This window comes from Brevundimonas vesicularis NBRC 12165 (assembly GCF_001592205.1).
Lineage (GTDB): Bacteria > Pseudomonadota > Alphaproteobacteria > Caulobacterales > Caulobacteraceae > Brevundimonas > Brevundimonas vesicularis.
The window spans coordinates 73,078-90,611 of record NZ_BCWM01000016.1; the positions used below are offsets into that span (position 1 = coordinate 73,078).

A 17,534-nucleotide genomic window follows, 5' to 3' on the forward strand; every position below is an offset into this window, starting at 1 on the left:
TTTGGGGAGGAGACCGGACAACGACCCGAGGGCCGAGGGCCGGGGAGGGTGATCAATCAGACGGCTTGGGCTCCGGTTTCGCCGGTGCGGATGCGGATCACCTCGGCGACGTCGGACACGAAGATCTTGCCGTCGCCGATCTTGCCTGTGCGGGCAGAGGTCTGAATGGCCTCGACAACTGCGGGCGCGAGGTCATCAGCGACGACCACCTCGATCTTGATCTTGGGCAGGAAGTCGATGACGTATTCCGCGCCGCGATACAGTTCGGAATGACCTTTCTGGCGACCATATCCCTTGGCCTCCAGCACAGTCATGCCTTGCACGCCCACGTCCTGGAGCGCCTCTTTCACGTCATCCAGCTTGAAGGGCTTGATGATGGCTTCGATTTTCTTCATGGCGACCCCGGAGCGGCGCACGGAATGCAGCGGCGCTCGGGCGCGAATGGGACACAGCAGGGCCGCTCAAAGCAAGCGATTTTCGCAGGCTGGCGAAGGATAATCGGAACGCGGATGATAGAAACCAACGACCCGGCGATCTGGCGCAATTTTCTGCCTTGGCCGAGCGCCGAAACGCACAAGCATGCGCGTGGACGTTTGGCGGTCGTTTCAGGAAAGGCGCATCATACGGGCGCCGCGCGGCTTGCAGCCCATGCGGGTCTCAGGATGGGGGCCGGGATCGTGCGAATCCTTTGTCCGCCAGATGCAGCGTCGGTGATCGCGCCGGCTGTGCAGGCGGTGATGTTGACGCCCTTTTCCTCACCCGAGAACTTAAGTCGAGAAGCCGCCGGTAGCGACGCCGTGGTGATCGGGCCGGCCGCAGGCCTAGACGACGCGACGATCGCAAACATTCAGGCGCTGGGCTCGACCGGCGCCGTTTTGGTGATCGACGCGGATGGTCTGTCGGTCTTCAAAGGTCGGACTGCTGAACTGTTCGCCGTGTTGGATCGCGACGATATCCTGACGCCGCATGAAGGTGAGTTTGATCGACTTTTCCCAGGCTTGCTCGCGAAGGGGCGAGAAACGGCCGTTAAAGATGCGGCGCGAGCGGCCCAGGCGACGATCGTTTTGAAGGGCGCCCAGACGCTGATCGCATCGCCTGATGGTCGCATCCGCCGAAATGAAAACGGTTCCCCGTGGCTGGCCACGGCCGGAACCGGCGACGTGCTGGCCGGCATGATCGGCGGATTGGCGGCGCAGCGCATGGACAGCTTCGACGCCGCCTGTGCCGCCGTCTGGCTCCATTCCGATGCCGCAGAACGCTTCGGTCCTGGACTGACCTCGGATGACCTCTACGATGTTTTGCCGAAGGCGTTGTTGGAGCAATGGAAGGCTTCGGCGACCTAGCTCGTCCTACCGGTCCTCATCACTATATTTCGCAGATGGCACGAGTTCGGCATCTGTTGCATGAATAACATGCTGTAGCGAATAGGATTTTCTCCGCTCCTTGCCTAGGCGGCCGTTGCGATCTCTGACCCCATTAGTGTTGCAGAGGCAGTCGCCACGGAGGTGGTTGTTCGTCCGATTTAAGGTCCCAATCGCTTCTGTGGGTAACTCAGCGGCGTCAGTGCGTCGGCTCCTGACTCAAAAACGGACGTCCAAAAGGTCCGCTTTCAGAGCTTCATGCGGACGCAGGGGCGGGTGGACTGGGTCGCTTATGACTCCTGCAAATGCCGGAGAATCGGCTGACACTGGCAGGTCTAGAGCGGCATAGTCAGCCCTCATCCTGAAATCTGGGCGGCGAACTCCGTGGCGCAATCATCCGAACTGGCCAGTGGGGCCGGCTTCAGGTTTGAAGACCAGGTAGGCGGCCATTACCTGACCGCCTTGCTGACAGAGAGCTATGCCGCGGGCACAGGCGATCGCCAGGTCACCCAGGTCGCGTTCCAGCAACGCGACTTTGGCGAGCCGCTCGACGATCTCATTGTTGATGCGGTCGGACTGGACGGGGAAGCCGCACGCCTCAGCCTGCAGGTGAAAAGCTCGCTGACCATCAGCAGCGCCACCAGCAACACAGATTTCCGCAGCATTGTCCGGGACAGTCTGGCGACCCTGAACAAGGTCGGCTTCAAACAGGGAGTGGACCGTTACGGCGCCGTCGTCGGCGTGGTCGCTAAGGACAAGGCCAAGGCGATTGGCCGGCTCGTCGACATGGCCCGGAACAGTGTGGAGACCTCGCATTTCGATGCGCGTTTCGCGCCGGGCGGCAATGCCAGCCAAGCGGTGCGGGCGGTCTTGGTGGACATTGAGACTCTGGTGGCGGAGTTCAGCGGCGGGCGGCGCTCGAGTGCGGACATTCACCGCTTTCTGGCCCATTTCACGCTGATCGAGTTTGACTTCCAGAAGCCGGCGACGACCGCCCGGCCTGAAGACTTGAACCGTCTTCGGGAAGCGATCGCCCTCGAAAGCGCCGCCGACGCGCCTCTCCTCTGGTCCAAAATCTGTCAACTGGTCGGCGAAGCCTCGCGCAGCGCGGGCGTTTTCGACCGTCGGCGCCTGGTCCAGGATCTCAAGGCCAGCACACGCCTGAGGGCGGCGCGATCGCTCGCCCCGGATCTGCAGAAGGTGTCCGAGCTCACCACCTTGTGGATCGCGGACATCGAGAACCACGTCAGCGGCGCGCACCTGCAGCGGCCAGCGCTGCGTCATCGGCTTCGGACCAGCCTCGCCGAGGCGCGCCTGATCCAGATTCGGGGCCTTCCCGGCAGCGGCAAGTCCGTACTCATGCGCTCCGAGGTCGAGGCAGAGCTGGCGAACGGCCCGGTCCTGTTCCTCAAGCATGATCGGCTCGAAGGAGGCAGTTGGGCTACCTTCGCCAAGGCTTGCGGCCTTTCGGCCGTCGCCATCGCCGATCTCCTCGTCGAGATCGGCGCGGTTGGATCACCCCTGCTGTTCATTGATGGCGTCGATCGCATCGAGAAGGAGCATCAGGGCATTGTTCTCGACCTCGTCAGGACGATTATGACGTCGCCCGCCCTGGCCGACTGGCGCGTGGTGTTGTCACTCCGGGACAGCGGGATCGGGCCGCTGAGAAACTGGCTGGACGACGCGCTCACCGCGCTCGGCGTCGCCACCCTCGATGTCGGGGAGCTCGACGATGATGAAGCGGAGTCGCTGGCCGCCGCTCACCCGCATCTGCGACCGTTGCTGTTCGCGGGCGGCCCCGTCCAGGAAATCGTCCGCCGGCCGTTTTTCGCGAAGATTCTTCAGCGGGCCACAACCGGCGGCGCGGGCGTGTTCGAAGCCCGCTCGGAAGTCGATTTGCTCACTAACTGGTGGGCGCATGGCGGCTACAGCGCCGCAGGACAGGACGCCCTGACCCGGCAACGCGCCATCATCGACCTGGGGCGCCAGCATGCGCGCGCGCTGAGCCGGCCGATCGCCATCGGGGCGCTGTCACCCGAGACCTTGCGGGTGATCGACGCCCTGGTGAGCGACGGCGTCCTGCAACCTGTGAAACCGGGCCTGACGCTTCGCTTCTCGCACGACATCTTCTTTGAATGGGCCTTCTTCCATGTGCTGGCCGACAGCGCCGAGACCTGGCCGGACGAGATCGCGGCCGCGGGCCAGCCGCCCGCGGTGGCTCGAGTCGTCGAGCTGCTCTCTCAAGCCCAATTTGGAGACGGCGCATGGCGAAAGACCCTGGATCGGCTGCACGGATCGTCGCTGAGGAGCCAGTGGACCAGGGCCTGGTTGCTGGGACCTATTTCGAAGCCGAATTTCCATCAGCAAGCCCAGGCCTATGCGGATGTCCTGTTTGCCGATGATTTCGCCTTCCTGAGGAAGGCGCTGGTTTGGTTCCAGGCTGAACGCACCACGCCGAACGCCAATGTGCTCGCTGGAGACCTGCCGGCTGACGAACGGGTCCGGTTCGCCGACATGCTCGGGTGGCCCTCCGATGTGATGACGTGGAGCCGCCTGATCTGGTTTCTAATCCGCCGGCTCGGCCAGATTCCCGCGCGTCTGCGGCCAGACATCGTGGCCGTCTTCGAGGTCTGGCAGAACATGCTGGCCGACATGCGGAATCCAGTCTCTGAGGCGCTCCTCGGCGAGGTGGCAGGCTGGCTAGCCGAGATGGATGCCGACGAGGGAGATTCGGTCGTTCGATGGCGTCGCGCCCGTGAGGGCGGAGATCTGCGGGCGTCGCTGGTTCGTGTTCTGCTCCGGGCGGCGCGATCCTATCCGGACCATACGCAGGCCTATCTCCAGCGCTTGACGCAGCGATCCGAGATCGGCGACGCCGACTTCGGGCAGGTGGCGGCCTTCTCCTGGTTGCTGGCGCAAACCCATCCGGCCGGGTTGGTCGATGTCACGCTCAGGCACCTGAAGGAGGAGCTGCCGGCGGACAAGGACGCGCGCGAGCGTGAAAAGAATCTGCGCGCCAGCGAAACGCGGTGCCGGGCGCTCGCCAAGCCGGAGGCCGAGCGCACGCGCGAGGAACAGTTCGCCGCCCAAGGCATGTTCATGTCCTTGGGTCATTCCGTTTCCCGCCATGACTGGGACAGCCTCGCCGTAGACCGGGATCTGAAAAACCTCTTCCCGGCCTCGCCGCTTCATGAACCGTTCAAGGCCCTGTTCGAGCACGCGCCGGACGAAGCGCTTCGCCTGCTCGCGGACCTCTCGAACCATGCGACGACTGCCTGGAGACAACTGCACGATCTCGACTACGAGGGGCCCGGCACGCCTTTGCCGCTGTCGCTCGACTTTCCGTGGGGCCAGCAGATTTTCTGGGGCGGTGAGCACCAGTACCTCTGGTCTCGGGGCATGTGGGCGCCCAAGGCCATCGCATGCGGCTACATGGCGTTGGAAGACTGGTGTATGGCCCAGTTGGACCAAGGTGCCGATCCCGACGGGCTGATCCAGAGGATCGTCAACGGCAATGAGTCCGTCGCCGTGCTCGGTGCCGCGGTCGCTATCGCGCTCCAGTCGGAAACGATTTCCGGGACCGTCTTTCCGCTCGTCACCTCGCAGCGACTCTGGGCGGCCGATCGCACCCGCGTTGAAAAGGATTTCGTCGATTCTCGCGCCAATCTGATCGGCTTCGAATGGCACAAGGATCAGGCCCATATCGAGGCGATCGAGCACGCCAACGCCCGAGCCATCCGGCGGACGGACCTGCAACGCCTGGCGCAGCGCTATGTTTGGACGGCCGAAGCGCTCAGCGAACCCACCAAACAGACGATCCGTCGCTTTCCGGAAGACCTGCCGTTCCTGTACGAGGAACAGCGAACTTCGCCGGAGATGATCGCGGCGCTGTACGAACGCGCGCAACAATACGCCGAGGCGGCCGACCCGGGCAATTACACGGCCTATCGGACAGACGATCCGAACCAGCTGGCCATCGTCCATACGCCGCCATCCGCCGCCACGGCGGAGGCGCAGAACAAGCAGGCCAGGGCCGCCGCGGTTCTGCTCGAGCTGAATCTCTGGTCTTGGGCCTCCAAGACCGTGGAAGCCGGTTCTCTTGACGCGGCCTTCGCCGTGGCCGGCGCCATCGAAGCCGCCCGAAGGCTGGATCATTCCGGGCTGTTCGAAGAGCCCGACGACGAGGACGAGACCCGCAGCATGCGCCGCGGTGCAGTCGCGGCCACGGCGGCGGTGGCGTTGATCCATCGCGAAGGGGTGTCGGCGAAGGACGTCAAATGGGCCCGCCGGACCATTCAGCGCGCCACGCGCACGTCCGAGACGACAGGGGTGTTCTGGTCGTCCCGCATGGTGGTCCCCTGGCACCAGGCTGTATTCGCCGCTCGCGGGCTTGCGGCGGATATTCGTGCGGAGGGACCGAGCGCAGGTTTGGCGAAGCCCTTGCTCGAGCTTGTGGCGCACCCTCTTCAGACAGTGTCTCTCGCGGCCTTCGAGGAGGCCATGAGCCTGCTCGTGTCGGATCCTCCGCTCGCCTGGGCGGCCTTCGGGCTGGCCTTCGACCTGTGCGACATCCAGCCCCGGCCGCGGCGACCGGGCCCTCAACAAGATGCGATCCATACGCCGGCGCGGGTCCGGCAAGCGGTCAAGACCGCCTTCAAGGCCTATCGGGCGGGCGCGGTTTGGGGACCGATCAAGCCGCCGCCCGAGCCCTGGGTTCCGATCGCGGACGCGGTTCGACGCCAACGCGCCTTCAATGAGGATATCGACGATGAAGAGGGGCCGGAGGACGGGGCGCAGTGGGGCCCTAATTCGATCCAATGGCAACATCAGTACGCCGCCGAACTGATCCGACGCATACCGTTCGAACCGATCCTAGCCTCGCCCGGCAAGGCTGAACTTCTGGCCTTCATGACCAGCCTGCTCGATTGGACGATCAACAAGCTTTCGCCGCCGTGGAGCCAGCAGCGCGGGCGCGACCGGTCCTCCCGCATCTATGAATGGACGCACGCGCTCGGCGGAGATCTCGCGCGTCTGTGCGGCTTGGTCGATCTCGTGGACTTCGATGCACCCCTGCTTCAGCCAATGCTCCGGCTGGAGGGTGAGAACGCCTACCAACTGCTGTCGCCCTTCGTGGACGGCTTTATTTGTCGATACGTCTTCGACAGCGCGGTGGTGCCCGCTCACGCGATCCCGGTTCTGGATGTCTGTCTCGATCGCTTCCTATCAGACCGCGCCCTGGATCGCGGCGCTTACCGAGCCGGCGAGCTTTCGGGATTCGATCAGCCACGGCTCGCTGAAGCCTTCATGTTCGTCCAGGTGGCCCATGCTTCCGGCGCAGCGCGGTTCGCCAACGGCGACTGGACCGAGGTCGCCCTGATCGTCCCGCTCGTGGATAAATTCGCGCGCGCGGCCGCCTGGGCGCCGAACGTGATGCGTCACTTCCTGACGCTATGCGAGCGCGCGCGCGCGACCTATCCAGCGACGCTGTATGCGGAGGCCGTCCTCGGCGTGCTCGAACTGGGCCGCGATGAGCCCCTGAAGAACTGGCACGGGACCTTCCTGGCTGCCCGGACCGCCGGTCTGGTCCAGCAGTTCGCCGACCGCGAAACCCCGATGCCGCCGCCCCTGGCGCAGGCCATGTTGCGGATCCTCGATTTCCTCGTCGATATGGGCGACCGCCGAAGCGCCGCCATGCAACTGAGCGAAACCTTCCGCGAGGTCCAGCTCCGGAGCGTTGCCGATCCCGCCCGCGCTTGACGGCGCGGAACACCGGACACTTTCCAGCCGATTAAAGGCGTTCAGCCAATCGGGGCTTTGTCCCTGTCGCGTGCCAGTTCGACCCTTTCCACGTCTCCCCGTCCTTCCACCAGAGCCCACAAAAGGTCTCGCGGGCGAACGGGCCGTCCCGCCTCGAGAAGCCGGCCCCGGACCCCATGCCGCCGTCCTTCTCTCCCCAGTATCGCCATGCCACCACAAGGCCCTGGGCGGCCAGCCACGGCTCCAGTCGGTCAGCGTTCACCAGGTCGGGAAGGTGCTCCTTCGAAGAAACGTCTTGATCGATGAGAACCAGTTCTCCCGATGCATTGACGAACCACGGCTGCGAAGGGCCTGCGGGACCCAGGCCGAGGCCCGTCAAAACCGGTCCACGCGCCACGGCGAAACTACCCCCTTTGACACCGCCCAGATCGTATTCGCCGCGATCCGGGCTGAACGCGTGGCTCAGTCGCCCGACTTCGAAGCCCATGAAGCGTTGATTGAGTAGAGGCTCAGCAAGGGCGGTTTCGGGGCGGTACTCGCCAAAAAGCCTGGCTCTGGCGTGCTCGTCCTCCGAGAGTTCATTGAGATCTGTCCGACCCGTTACGGCTTGATCGTAGAGCATTTCGAGATCCGGGCGCCGCATGACGATCAACTGGATCTGAGCTTGGCTGGACCTCATGGGGCCGTCTGCCTGCTGCTTGTCCATGTAGTGGTCATCCTGCCGCCAAGACGACACGACCCACCAACGCCTACGGGCGTCGTCCAGCCCTTCGACGGCGCTCTGGACCTCAGGCAGGTCGTCGAGGCTTTGCGCCCATGCGATGGACGCCTCAACAGAAGGCAGAGGCTCGAAATCCGTCGGCCGCAGCCCCAATGATGGAAGGCCGACCGGCAGCAGAGACCTGTCCAGACCGGCGAAGGACAGATCGATATCCAGGTCCTCGACCAGGAGCACATCGTCCAAGATCATGGACTCCTCACGCGAGCTGAGGAACCAGTGATAGTCGGCCAGATAACCAATCAGCTCATGGTAGGCGATCCACTGGTACTTTTTGCCGATCCGCTCGACGGCATGTTCGCTTCTCCCGCTTCCGCCCAGATGCTCTTGCTCGATCTCGGTATGCTTCTCCCTGCTCCACCCGAGTTCGACAGCGCGGGCGGCCACCCAACGCCGTGCTTTCCCCTTACCAAACGGGACAAAGTTGCTGTCGGTATGTCCCGGGTATGAGAGGTAGCCTTCCGGCATGTCGGCTTCCGGCAATACGGCCTTCAGCGCATTGTCGGCTTCGCGAAACACGGCCTCAAGGGCTTCGACATCGGTCTCTTCATCGCCTCTGGAATCACGATCCAGATCGAAATACCGGAAACCTCTGGCATGGTCCGCGACATCATATGCCCGTCGCGCATCAAGAGCGGCCCGGGCGAGGCTCTGTACTGGTTCGGCGCGCGCCAACAGGCCGTCCCAAAACGCCTTGCGACATTCGCCCATAGTCTGTGGCGTCCCGTTGCGCTGAAGCGAGGCGGTAAACTCCAAACCCAGTTGCCCCATGGTGTAGTTGCCGAAGTCACCCGGCATGGAGAACTGTTTCTCGTCCTCTCGATAATAGCCGACAACCGACGATACGATTTCGGAGGCGTCCTCCTTCAGGCGCGCGATGTCTTCGATCGAGGGCCAGTGCGTTATGGGGGCCGAAGCGTACGGCGGGCGCGCGGAACCGAGGGCGATTTCAGTCGGCAGTCGGTCGTGCGCGGCTGCGAGCTCCACGATGCCTCGGGCGTAGTGGCGGATGAAGGCGTGGCGCTCGACGGGACTGCGCGCGAAAACCGCATGCCAGGCGGCGAGCGCCGCGGCAGGTAGTGCAGCATTGTCCCGGTCCACGAACAGCAGGGCGGCGTGTGCGGCTGCCAGAACCCGCTCCCGGACATAGGGATCGTCGACGTCGGCGAATGACGCGATGAGGACCGACGCCAAATCCGGCCAGGCACGGAATACACTGGCCAAGGCGCGGGATGCGCGGTCCCGGAGGAACCGTTTCGGGGACGACAGGAGCCAGCTCAACGCGGTGGCGGCCAGCCTTACATGTTCGCGATCCGCCAGTTCGAGACGGGCCTCGCTGGCCCAGGCGATCAATGTGTCGACCGGACCGCCGTCGTCGTGCATCTGCAGATTTACGGTGAGGAGCGCGTCTCGATCCGGCAACGGCAGCGCCGTCATTCGCTTGTGCAGATAATCGGCGTTGAGCGCATGACCTGCTTGGGAGCTCACCTGGAGGAGGACTTCGAGGAGCGGCGAACGCCGTACCTCGGGGCGTTCCCACACCCGCTCGAACAGCTCCACGGTTCGGGCCGTCACGGCCGTTGGAGCCCTCCAGCGAAGACTCTCCAGGAACCCGGGTAGCCCCAGCTTGACGGCCTTGCTGAAGCCGGGCTCGAGATCGGCCAGCTCGATGCCCAATTGCTCTGGCGCCTGCACCCAGAGGGCCTCGACGATGCCCTCGTACTCCCACCCCGGAAGCAGATGCTCCAAGTCGCCTCCGGGCTTGAGCGCCGCGGCCAGACTGGACGGCGTATCGAATAGCCGAAGCAGCGCGTCCGCAGTGAAATAATCGGAGAAGCGCTGGAACGTGAAGCTGACGTCCTCATCGCTTCCGGCTTCGGACGGTACGCGCCGGAGAACCCCTTCGGCGATCAGCCGCTGGACCAGATCATCGTCGGGTCCGCTCGACGAGAAGCCCGCGACCTCTTCCTCGAAGAGCGCCCTTGCCTGCGAAAATGGAAGGGCGTCCATACGTTCAAGGGCGAGTTGGTCGGCGAATTTGTCTAGGGCTCGACGGATGCGGCCGTCGCCCGCGCCGATCCTTGAGTAGCCGCTGGCAAGGATACTGTGCTCGACCCCTTCGAGCCAGAATTCGAACAGCCGGGTGATGCCGTCCAGGCCCATAGGGAACGCTGACTTGCCCTCGGCGCGCAGGCGGCGCACGCAGGTGGTCAGAAACAGCGGGTTCGTGAACTCGGCGTCGAGGAACGGCGTCCCCGGGCGGTCGATGCCATTGCGATCGAGATAGGCTTTCGCGGCGGCGGCACCGTCGCCTTCGAAGCCCTTGTGCACATGCCTCGGAATCTTCAGTGCGGTCGGGACGCAGGATTGTTCGTAGACGTCGCGACAGGAGACGATGAGGGCAAGCTGGCTGTATTGGCCGATCTCGGCCGCAAGTCCGGCCAAGGCACTCGACCACAGCGTCTTGTCGCGGCTCTCGTTCAGGGCGTCGATGACGATGAGGGCGGGGCGGCCGGCCGCGCCCGCCGCAGCCTGCAAGGCGCCGAGGAGGGCGCTGAAGTCGAGTCGCAGGCTCAGATGTGACAGGATCGGTCCGCGAGGATCTCCCGAAGCGAACATCTGCCCCAGAAGCATGACGGCCGGGAAGCCCTGCTGGATATGTTGCTCCACCAGATGGGCGAGTGAGTGGGATTTCCCAGCGCCTGCTTCACCGACGAGGAGCAGACGGTGGTCCGCGAGCACTCGGCTCGGTAGAGCGCGTCGAGCCTCGTCGAAGTCTTCCAAAGCCTCTCTGAAGTCGTAACTGGCTTGAAGTCTGCTGTCTCTGGCGTCCCGCGTTTCATCCTCGGGAGGGTAACCGGCGTCCTTTAGCCGGGTGAAGGCGGGCAGCGCCCGGACAGCCTCGATGGCTTTGATATGAGGGTCGAGATCAAAGCTGCTCGGCGACGCATAGGGCAGCGCGAACGCAACGAGTTCACAGGCATCGAGCTTGCGCCGAAGGTCCGCCAGTTCGCCATCGGCCCCATCCGTGCGTTCGACGAAGGGTTCGAACCTGCCTAACGCGGACCTGAGCCGGCCGAACGTCGAGAGGTGCTCCGCGAACAGAGCAATATAGCCCGGCTCACGCGCGAGGGTCTCGAGGGAACGCTGAGCAGTCACATCGACGTGCTCGTCGGAATGGTAGCGATCGCCAAGATCGGCGCGCACGACTTCAAAGCGGTCCTTGAACCAGGCTTTCGTCAGAGCCGCTTCATCGAACCAGTAGGCGCGCATGCCGTCGAAAATGGCACCTGGCGTCGACAACGAATGGATCAGGCCCGTTTCGTCCCAAAGCTCGAACTCAATGTCGCGGCCGACGGCTTCTGCGTCCGCCTTGGCCTCCGCGACGAATGCATCCCATTTGGCGCGTTGCGTGCTGACACCAGGCTTGCCCGCATCAGACAGATTTCGCGGGATCGCCACCGTGTAGCCGATCATGTCGGGGTAGGTCACGAGAGCCGACCGGAACGAGGAACGGATTTGGCTGATCTGACCAGCCTCAAATGTCGTGGGGAAGTACTTGCTCTGGTAGCCCCACTGAACGCCGCCATGAAGGTGCGCCAAGGTCTCGACGCCACCGTCAGCGCCTGGGCCTTTATGCTCCAGGCGAATGCAGTCCTTCGGAGGGCTCGCGACCAAGATTTGGCGCATCAGCTCTTCGAATCCCAGCTTCTGATCGCCTCGGTGGGCCCGTATGCGTTGGAAATCTAGTCCGGTCGAAACAGGCATGAGGCCTCAATGAGCGACGGTTCGCCGCCCAAGAATCGGGCGTCGCAGCGGACCCAGTCTAGTGAAAATGAACCGGTTGCGCGCCACCAAGCCGCGGCGCAGGAATGCCCCCACGGACGCGTGGCGTTGCTCAATCATTCTAAGGGACGCCCAGCAGATGCTGTACGGCTTCTTGGCGCATATACTCACTAAGCGCTCCGCCCGTCTCGACCCCGACGAAGACGCTCTGAACATCAACAAGGATGCGACGGACTTGTCGGGCGCGCTGATCGTTCGGGGAGTAACAGCCGTTCTGCTCAGACCTAGACCGCTTGCTCCTTTACGCCTGCCTCTTTGAGCGCCTCGAAGATTTCGCCGATCTTGGTGTTGCGGTCATATCCGCAGCGGGTCATCATCAAGCGGTCGCGTGCTCGCGACGCTGCGACGAAGAACACTGAACGGCCTTCCGAGGGGTTCTTTGAAAAGCTCCACCATTGATCGTCGTTCAGCCCCAGCAGGATCACTAGGCTGTACTCAAGGCCCTTGCTTTTGGTGATGGTGAGAAGCGGCGTCTGACCTGCGCCGCGGAACCGTTCGGCGACCTCGACCCATGTACCCGGGGTCGCTGCACATTCAAGTAGGAAGGTCTTGGTGGCCTTACGGATTCGGTCGAAGAAGTCGCCGGACGCGTACTGGGGCGAAATGGATTTGAGCCGATCAAGCTGCAGGAAGGCTTCGATTTTTTCAAGTTTCTTCTCGATGGCCGCCGCGGTAGCCAACCCCTTGACCCTGTTAGCATCGTGGAACGCGGCGAGAGACAGCGCCTGAGTGCGCTCGGTTTCGGGGTCATCGTCCTGGATCGAGCCCGAGACCGTCGCTAGGTGCGTCAAGGCTACGGTCCAAAGCGTACCGCCATGGCGGCGGGTCAGGAGCTCGAGCAAATCGACCACGACGCGGGAATAGGCTTCCGTCATGAGATCCTGTATGGCCGCGCCGCCGACATCCCGATCTTCGTTCCTGAAGGCCACGCCTGCAGCCGCGAAAGCTGGCCCCAAGCGTCGCTCCCAATCGACGGCCTTCTGACGCACCAAGAGGCCGACTTGGCGTGGGTCGACCCCTGCAGCGATCGCCTTCGCCACCTGATCGGCGGCAGCGGCCGCTTCACCCCCCTCGTCCCTTGCGACCAGAATCGCGCAAATTTCTTCGTCCGGGATGGCCGGTGCCGGCCTGACCGCGATGAAATCGGGTTCGGTCGGCGCCAGACGTTGTTTGAGCCCGTTGAGAATTTTCACGATCCGCTCGTTGCTGCGGAAGTTCTGGGACAGGACTACCCGCGCCAGATCCTCGGGACGTCCCAGGAAATCGGCCGAGAAGGCGTCGAAGACGTCATCTCTGGCGCCTGCCCAACCCATGATCCGCTGCTTGTCGTCCCCGACCGCCACTAACGAGGCAGAGCTGTCCTTGAAGATTGTCGCGATCAGGTCGTACTGAACCGACGTCGTGTCCTGAAACTCGTCGAGAAAGACGTGTCCGTAGGTGGCGCAGAGAGCCCTGCGGATTTGCGGATTGGTGGTGACGATCGCCTGGGCCAGACGTCCAATCATCGGGAATCCCAGCAGCGGATCGGGACTGGTCAGGGCTGCCCGCAGCTGTACCAGCTGCAGGAACTGGGCGTGGTCGGCAATGGTCAACGGCTCCAGTCTCAATGCCTGGATAGCCGTATTGAACCCGTCGAGACTCACGCCATGGATCCCGCTCTCGGTCGGATTCTTCCCGATCAAGGCTTTGGCCCACTGTGCTGGATGGCCGTCAAACGACAATCCGGAGGCGGCGAAGCGCTGAAGGTCCAGAAGCGCGTCTTTTCCGACGAAGGGCGCGATGCCATAGGCGCCGTTCAAACAAAGATGGGCGGGCAAGGCTCGCCAGAACCGATCCAAGATCTGCTTCGCGAAGGCGTCGAATGTCATCGAGTCAAGACGGCGAGCGAGATCCAGGCCACAACGACGCTCGACCCGGTCCCGCAGATTACTGGCAGCGTCCCGCTTGAAACTGATGGCGAGGATACGCCGAGGAAACTGAGAGCTTCCAGTTTGCAACAGATAGGCTGCCCTTTGCCCGAGCAGTTCAGTTTTACCCGTCCCAGGCCCAGCGACGACCAGAGCGCTGCCGCGGACCTTCACGGCGTTCAATGCGCCACTCTCCAGGCCGGCGACGCCGATCGGCTTCCAGTCTCGCCGCTCGATCATGCAAGCGGTGCTTCAAGCGACGTGCGAACGTGCGCGACCAGCCGTTGAAGAACGGGCGGGCAATAAAACTCAATGTCGAGATCTTCGAGTTCGCCCAAGGCGGCCAGGTGGACGGCGGGTTTTCCTCGGTCACCCAGGAACAGGTAAGCGTACCAAGGGAACAGCGCCATTTCCGGCACGCCGGCGTACGCGACCGGCCCAAGACCTTCATCGCCAAGCACGCGCTCCGCGGCTTTGAGTTGGCGCGTTGGATCTTCGGGCGTGCGCGGCCCCGTTCCCCCCGGGGGAAGCGTTTTATAAGCGGTCGGAAACGCCTGGAGCATCAGCATATCGAGGTCGAGTAAGGACGACATGAAAATGCCTTGGGACTCGAAAGCCTCGGACCATGTCTTGATCACCGCGAGATCGATCACGCCGCCCAGCGATGGGTCGGGTCGCGAGTTCGTCAGGGCTGTCTCAACGTTGTTCTGCTCGACGGACGTCAGTGAGCGGCTAGACTTCTCCAGGGCCGTCGCTGCCGCCTTGAACTGCTGAAAGTCGCCACTGCTACGGCCTAGGTCGAGGTCGAGCAAGGTGGTGCTCGGTATGCCCAACTGCTCGACCAGCCGCCAGAAATGCTGGATGTGGCGCCCGCCAATTGGGACGATCGCCACGAAGGATCGGTCGATGGGAACACCCAGAGCCTCGGCCAAGCGCGGGATAACAATCTCCTCGGAGGGGCCTTCGCCGAAGATTGCGTGGCGGGCGAAGTAAATCTCGGGATGTGCGCGCACCGCCTCGCGCACGAATTTCGCCGCCTCGGTATCGCTTGCAGGTAGGACGAGCCGCGAGATCGTCGACGCACCAGTCGCCTGGATGCGTCGGACGTGGCGGATCGCGGTCGGCTCGATCCGACCCACGATGGCTGGCGCGTGGCTAGTGACGACGCCTTGGACCCGCCCGGTAGCGGTCAGCGCTTCCAGTTGGGTCAGGAGCCGCGACAAGAAGTAAGGCGCTAGGTGGTTTTCCGGCTCCTCGAACGCGAACACCGTCAAGGCAGGCGCGCGAGCGAATTCCGCTTGAAAGGCGATTTCGTCACCTGCTGCAGCCGACTTCTCGAGGTCGAGCTTTAGGTCCAGAAGCGCTTTGACCAAAGCGAAGTGGAAGAGCGATCGCTGACCATCGCTGAGATCTTCCACACCCATAACTCGTCCCGTGGATGACGGCGTCAGCATCATGGTGGCTGCCCTCACGATCTGCTGTAGATCTGGGGCCAGGACCGACAGGGAGGCAGTCGTGCCGGTCTCCGCAGTATTCAGATTTGACCAGCATGCGTTGATGGCGGCGTTGACCTGACCCAGCGCGGCCTCTTGGTCGAGCTCTTTCGCCGCCTCTGAGATCAAGGCGTTGATCTGGTCCTTCTTTTCCCACTTCACGGCCTTCATCAGACTTCGGCCCAAGCTCCGAACGGTCAGTTGGGTCAGAGCGGTCACATCGCGCGACGCCGGGATGTAGCGAACCAGAACTTGGCCCCGGTCGCTTGCGGAGACCTTCTTCTTGCGGAGCGGGTCCACGTCGCCGAATGCAACTGGGTCCGGACTGAGAATCCAGTAGAGGTTTTCTTCGACGACTCCGTCGAGGGTTCCGGCCATTTGCCAGGTCGCTTCGAGTCGGACGTGCGCAGTCGGCGGATCGCCGGCATGGTCGACGATCATATGCCGGAAGGTCGGCGGCACCGTCTTTTCGGCGTCGACGCTCGCATCAGCGAGTTCCGGGAAGTGGAACGTCGCCTCAATGAACAGACGTCTCTCCGCCGCACTCTCCAGGCGCTGGCCTGGTGGCACAAAGAAATCAGCAGGCTGCACGCTGCGCTCGTCGCGGGTCTCGCCGAACAGTCGCAAGAGAGCCTGGATGAGGGAACTTTTGCCGGCGCCATTCCGGCCGATGAAAACGTTCGTAGCCGCCTCGAGGTCGAACTCGACCGGGCATGGACCGAGTAGGTCTTCCAGGTCTGGCTGCGTCGATGCGAAGCTTCGGAAGTTCCACAGTTTCAGCTTGGCGATATGCATTCTGTTTTCCGAGACTTGAAGCGGAGAGCCGCACGGTTTCTCGCCCCCCTGCAGAACCTGAACGAATCGAGAGTCACTCTAGGTTGTCGAGGGCGAGGCGATAGTCTAGCGATTCAGGCGACCGGTGTGGGCCAAGACATACTTCGAGATCCAAGCGTCTGGATACGACCATCAGCGTCTAGTTTGGATGATTGACGGAAAGTCGCCACGCCATGCCATCGCTGGATTTCGACGCTGAGAAAGCCGCTTTTCGCGTTTTCTACGACGACTACGCTCACACGCTTGACGGGGCGGTCGAGTCATTTCTGACCCTAATCCGTTCACTACTCGCTGACGGAGAATACGGGTTCGCCGTGGCGACGGGCCGGGTGAAGGATCGCGAAGAGTCGATCAAGAAGTTTCAACGTAAATACCAGACGGAGCTGGAGGACGCCCAGACGCCCTACGAGATCAGGGACCACATCACCGACCTGATCGGCCTGCGGCTTGTCTGTCTCTACGAGGATGAGATCGAGCCGATCGGCGAACTCATCCGGGCTCAGTTCAAGACCCTCGGCGTGACCGACAAGATCGCACAGATCGAAAGCACCGAGGACGCTTTTGGATATAAGGGTCTACACCTTGATCTGAGACTCGATGCGGTTCGCGCGGGCATGCCGGAATACCGCCTGTTCGCGCCGTTCAGATTCGAGCTCCAGATCCGCACGATCATCCAGGACTCCTGGAGCGCCCTAGATCACAAGATCAAATATAAGAAGTCGATACCTGCGCCCCTCAAGAGGCGGATCAACACCCTTGCAGCGCTCTTCGAGCTTGCCGACCGGGAGTTCCGACACGTCCGGGACGCCACCCTGGCGGAGATCGAAAAAGCGCGCGTCGAGGGGGAACAGGAGGAGGCCGCCGCGGCGATGCCGGCACCACAGGGCGCGGCCTTGCCGGCCGTCGTCGAGCCTCGACACGCGACACTTAACACGTTTCAATTCCTGCGGATTGCGCAGCACTTTTTCCTGGATTTCGAATTCGAAGCTCACAAGGCGGACGGCTTCACCGCGGAGATCATCCTACACGAGCCATCCATCACTCGCGGCAAGTTCAACTTTTACCTGCGCGAGAACATTGCACTTGTTCGCAGGTACCGAGCGTCTCTGATGGCGGACGACGCCAGCAAGGGGTTCAACGCTTATACGACGATACGTCTGTGCCTCTACGCAGGCGACCCCGACCTGTTCTCCGGCATGGTGACGAAAGGCATCCGGGAGACTTTCGACACCTGGCGGCGCGAACAGGACACCGGGGCGGCCGCCGGTGGCTGACCAAAAAGCCTCGACCAGCAGACAGCTAGAGCAGGTAGAGCATCAGTGAATATATCCCACCTGGGCGGCCGGTATCGGCATGACATCCTCCTGTGGAGGTGCGATCTAAGCATCAAGAGGGAGGCGGCTGTGACTTTTCAACTTCATCCGTCGGTCTCGACACCGCGCCCCTTGTGCAGAGAGGAATGTCCGAAGGTCTCCAGCGGCTCGGATTGAGACGTAGGTAGCGCACCCGAGAGCGTAGCTTTGGTTCACACGAGCAATGTCGTGTTCACGTGACGTGA

General features: G+C 62.9%; 7 protein-coding genes. 3 read left to right on the plus strand and 4 right to left on the minus strand.

All coding sequences use genetic code 11. The annotated features are described in order from the left end of the window. Window positions 1-56: 56 nt before the first annotated feature. On the minus strand, window positions 57-395 hold the full coding sequence (locus BVE01S_RS13175) for a P-II family nitrogen regulator (protein WP_008261682.1): 339 nt from the start codon (window positions 393-395) through the stop codon (window positions 57-59). 114 nt (window positions 396-509) lie between these two features. On the opposite strand from BVE01S_RS13175, the gene BVE01S_RS13180 reads away from it, so the two are divergent. Both BVE01S_RS13180 and BVE01S_RS13185 read left to right on the plus strand, forming a co-directional pair. Then, entirely contained in the window at window positions 510-1,343 is an 834-nt protein-coding gene (locus tag BVE01S_RS13180) for an NAD(P)H-hydrate dehydratase (RefSeq protein ID WP_066628414.1), read from the plus strand. A 402-nt stretch (window positions 1,344-1,745) separates the two neighbouring features. Then, the gene (locus BVE01S_RS13185; protein WP_066628416.1) at window positions 1,746-7,118 is read left to right on the plus strand and encodes an NACHT domain-containing protein; all 5,373 of its coding nucleotides are present in this window, start codon (window positions 1,746-1,748) and stop codon (window positions 7,116-7,118) included. Between the two features lie 31 nt (window positions 7,119-7,149). On the opposite strand, the gene BVE01S_RS13190 is transcribed toward BVE01S_RS13185, so the two are convergent. From BVE01S_RS13190 to BVE01S_RS13200, 3 genes are all read right to left on the minus strand, one after another. Continuing rightward, complete coding sequence (locus tag BVE01S_RS13190) at window positions 7,150-11,664, minus strand: NACHT domain-containing protein (protein WP_157076463.1); 4,515 nt, start codon at window positions 11,662-11,664, stop codon at window positions 7,150-7,152. A 302-nt stretch (window positions 11,665-11,966) separates the two neighbouring features. Beyond that, a complete protein-coding gene (locus tag BVE01S_RS13195; protein ID WP_066628422.1) occupies window positions 11,967-13,889 on the minus strand; it encodes a UvrD-helicase domain-containing protein in 1,923 nt (640 codons plus the stop codon). Then, window positions 13,886-15,937, minus strand: a complete 2,052-nt coding sequence (locus BVE01S_RS13200; protein ID WP_066628425.1) for an ATP-dependent nuclease — start codon at window positions 15,935-15,937, stop codon at window positions 13,886-13,888. Before BVE01S_RS13200 ends, BVE01S_RS13195 begins: the two co-directional genes overlap by 4 nt. A 212-nt stretch (window positions 15,938-16,149) precedes the next feature. On the opposite strand from BVE01S_RS13200, the gene BVE01S_RS13205 reads away from it, so the two are divergent. Next, entirely contained in the window at window positions 16,150-17,250 is a 1,101-nt protein-coding gene (locus BVE01S_RS13205; RefSeq protein WP_066628428.1) for a GTP pyrophosphokinase, read from the plus strand. Window positions 17,251-17,534: the final 284 nt, after the last annotated feature.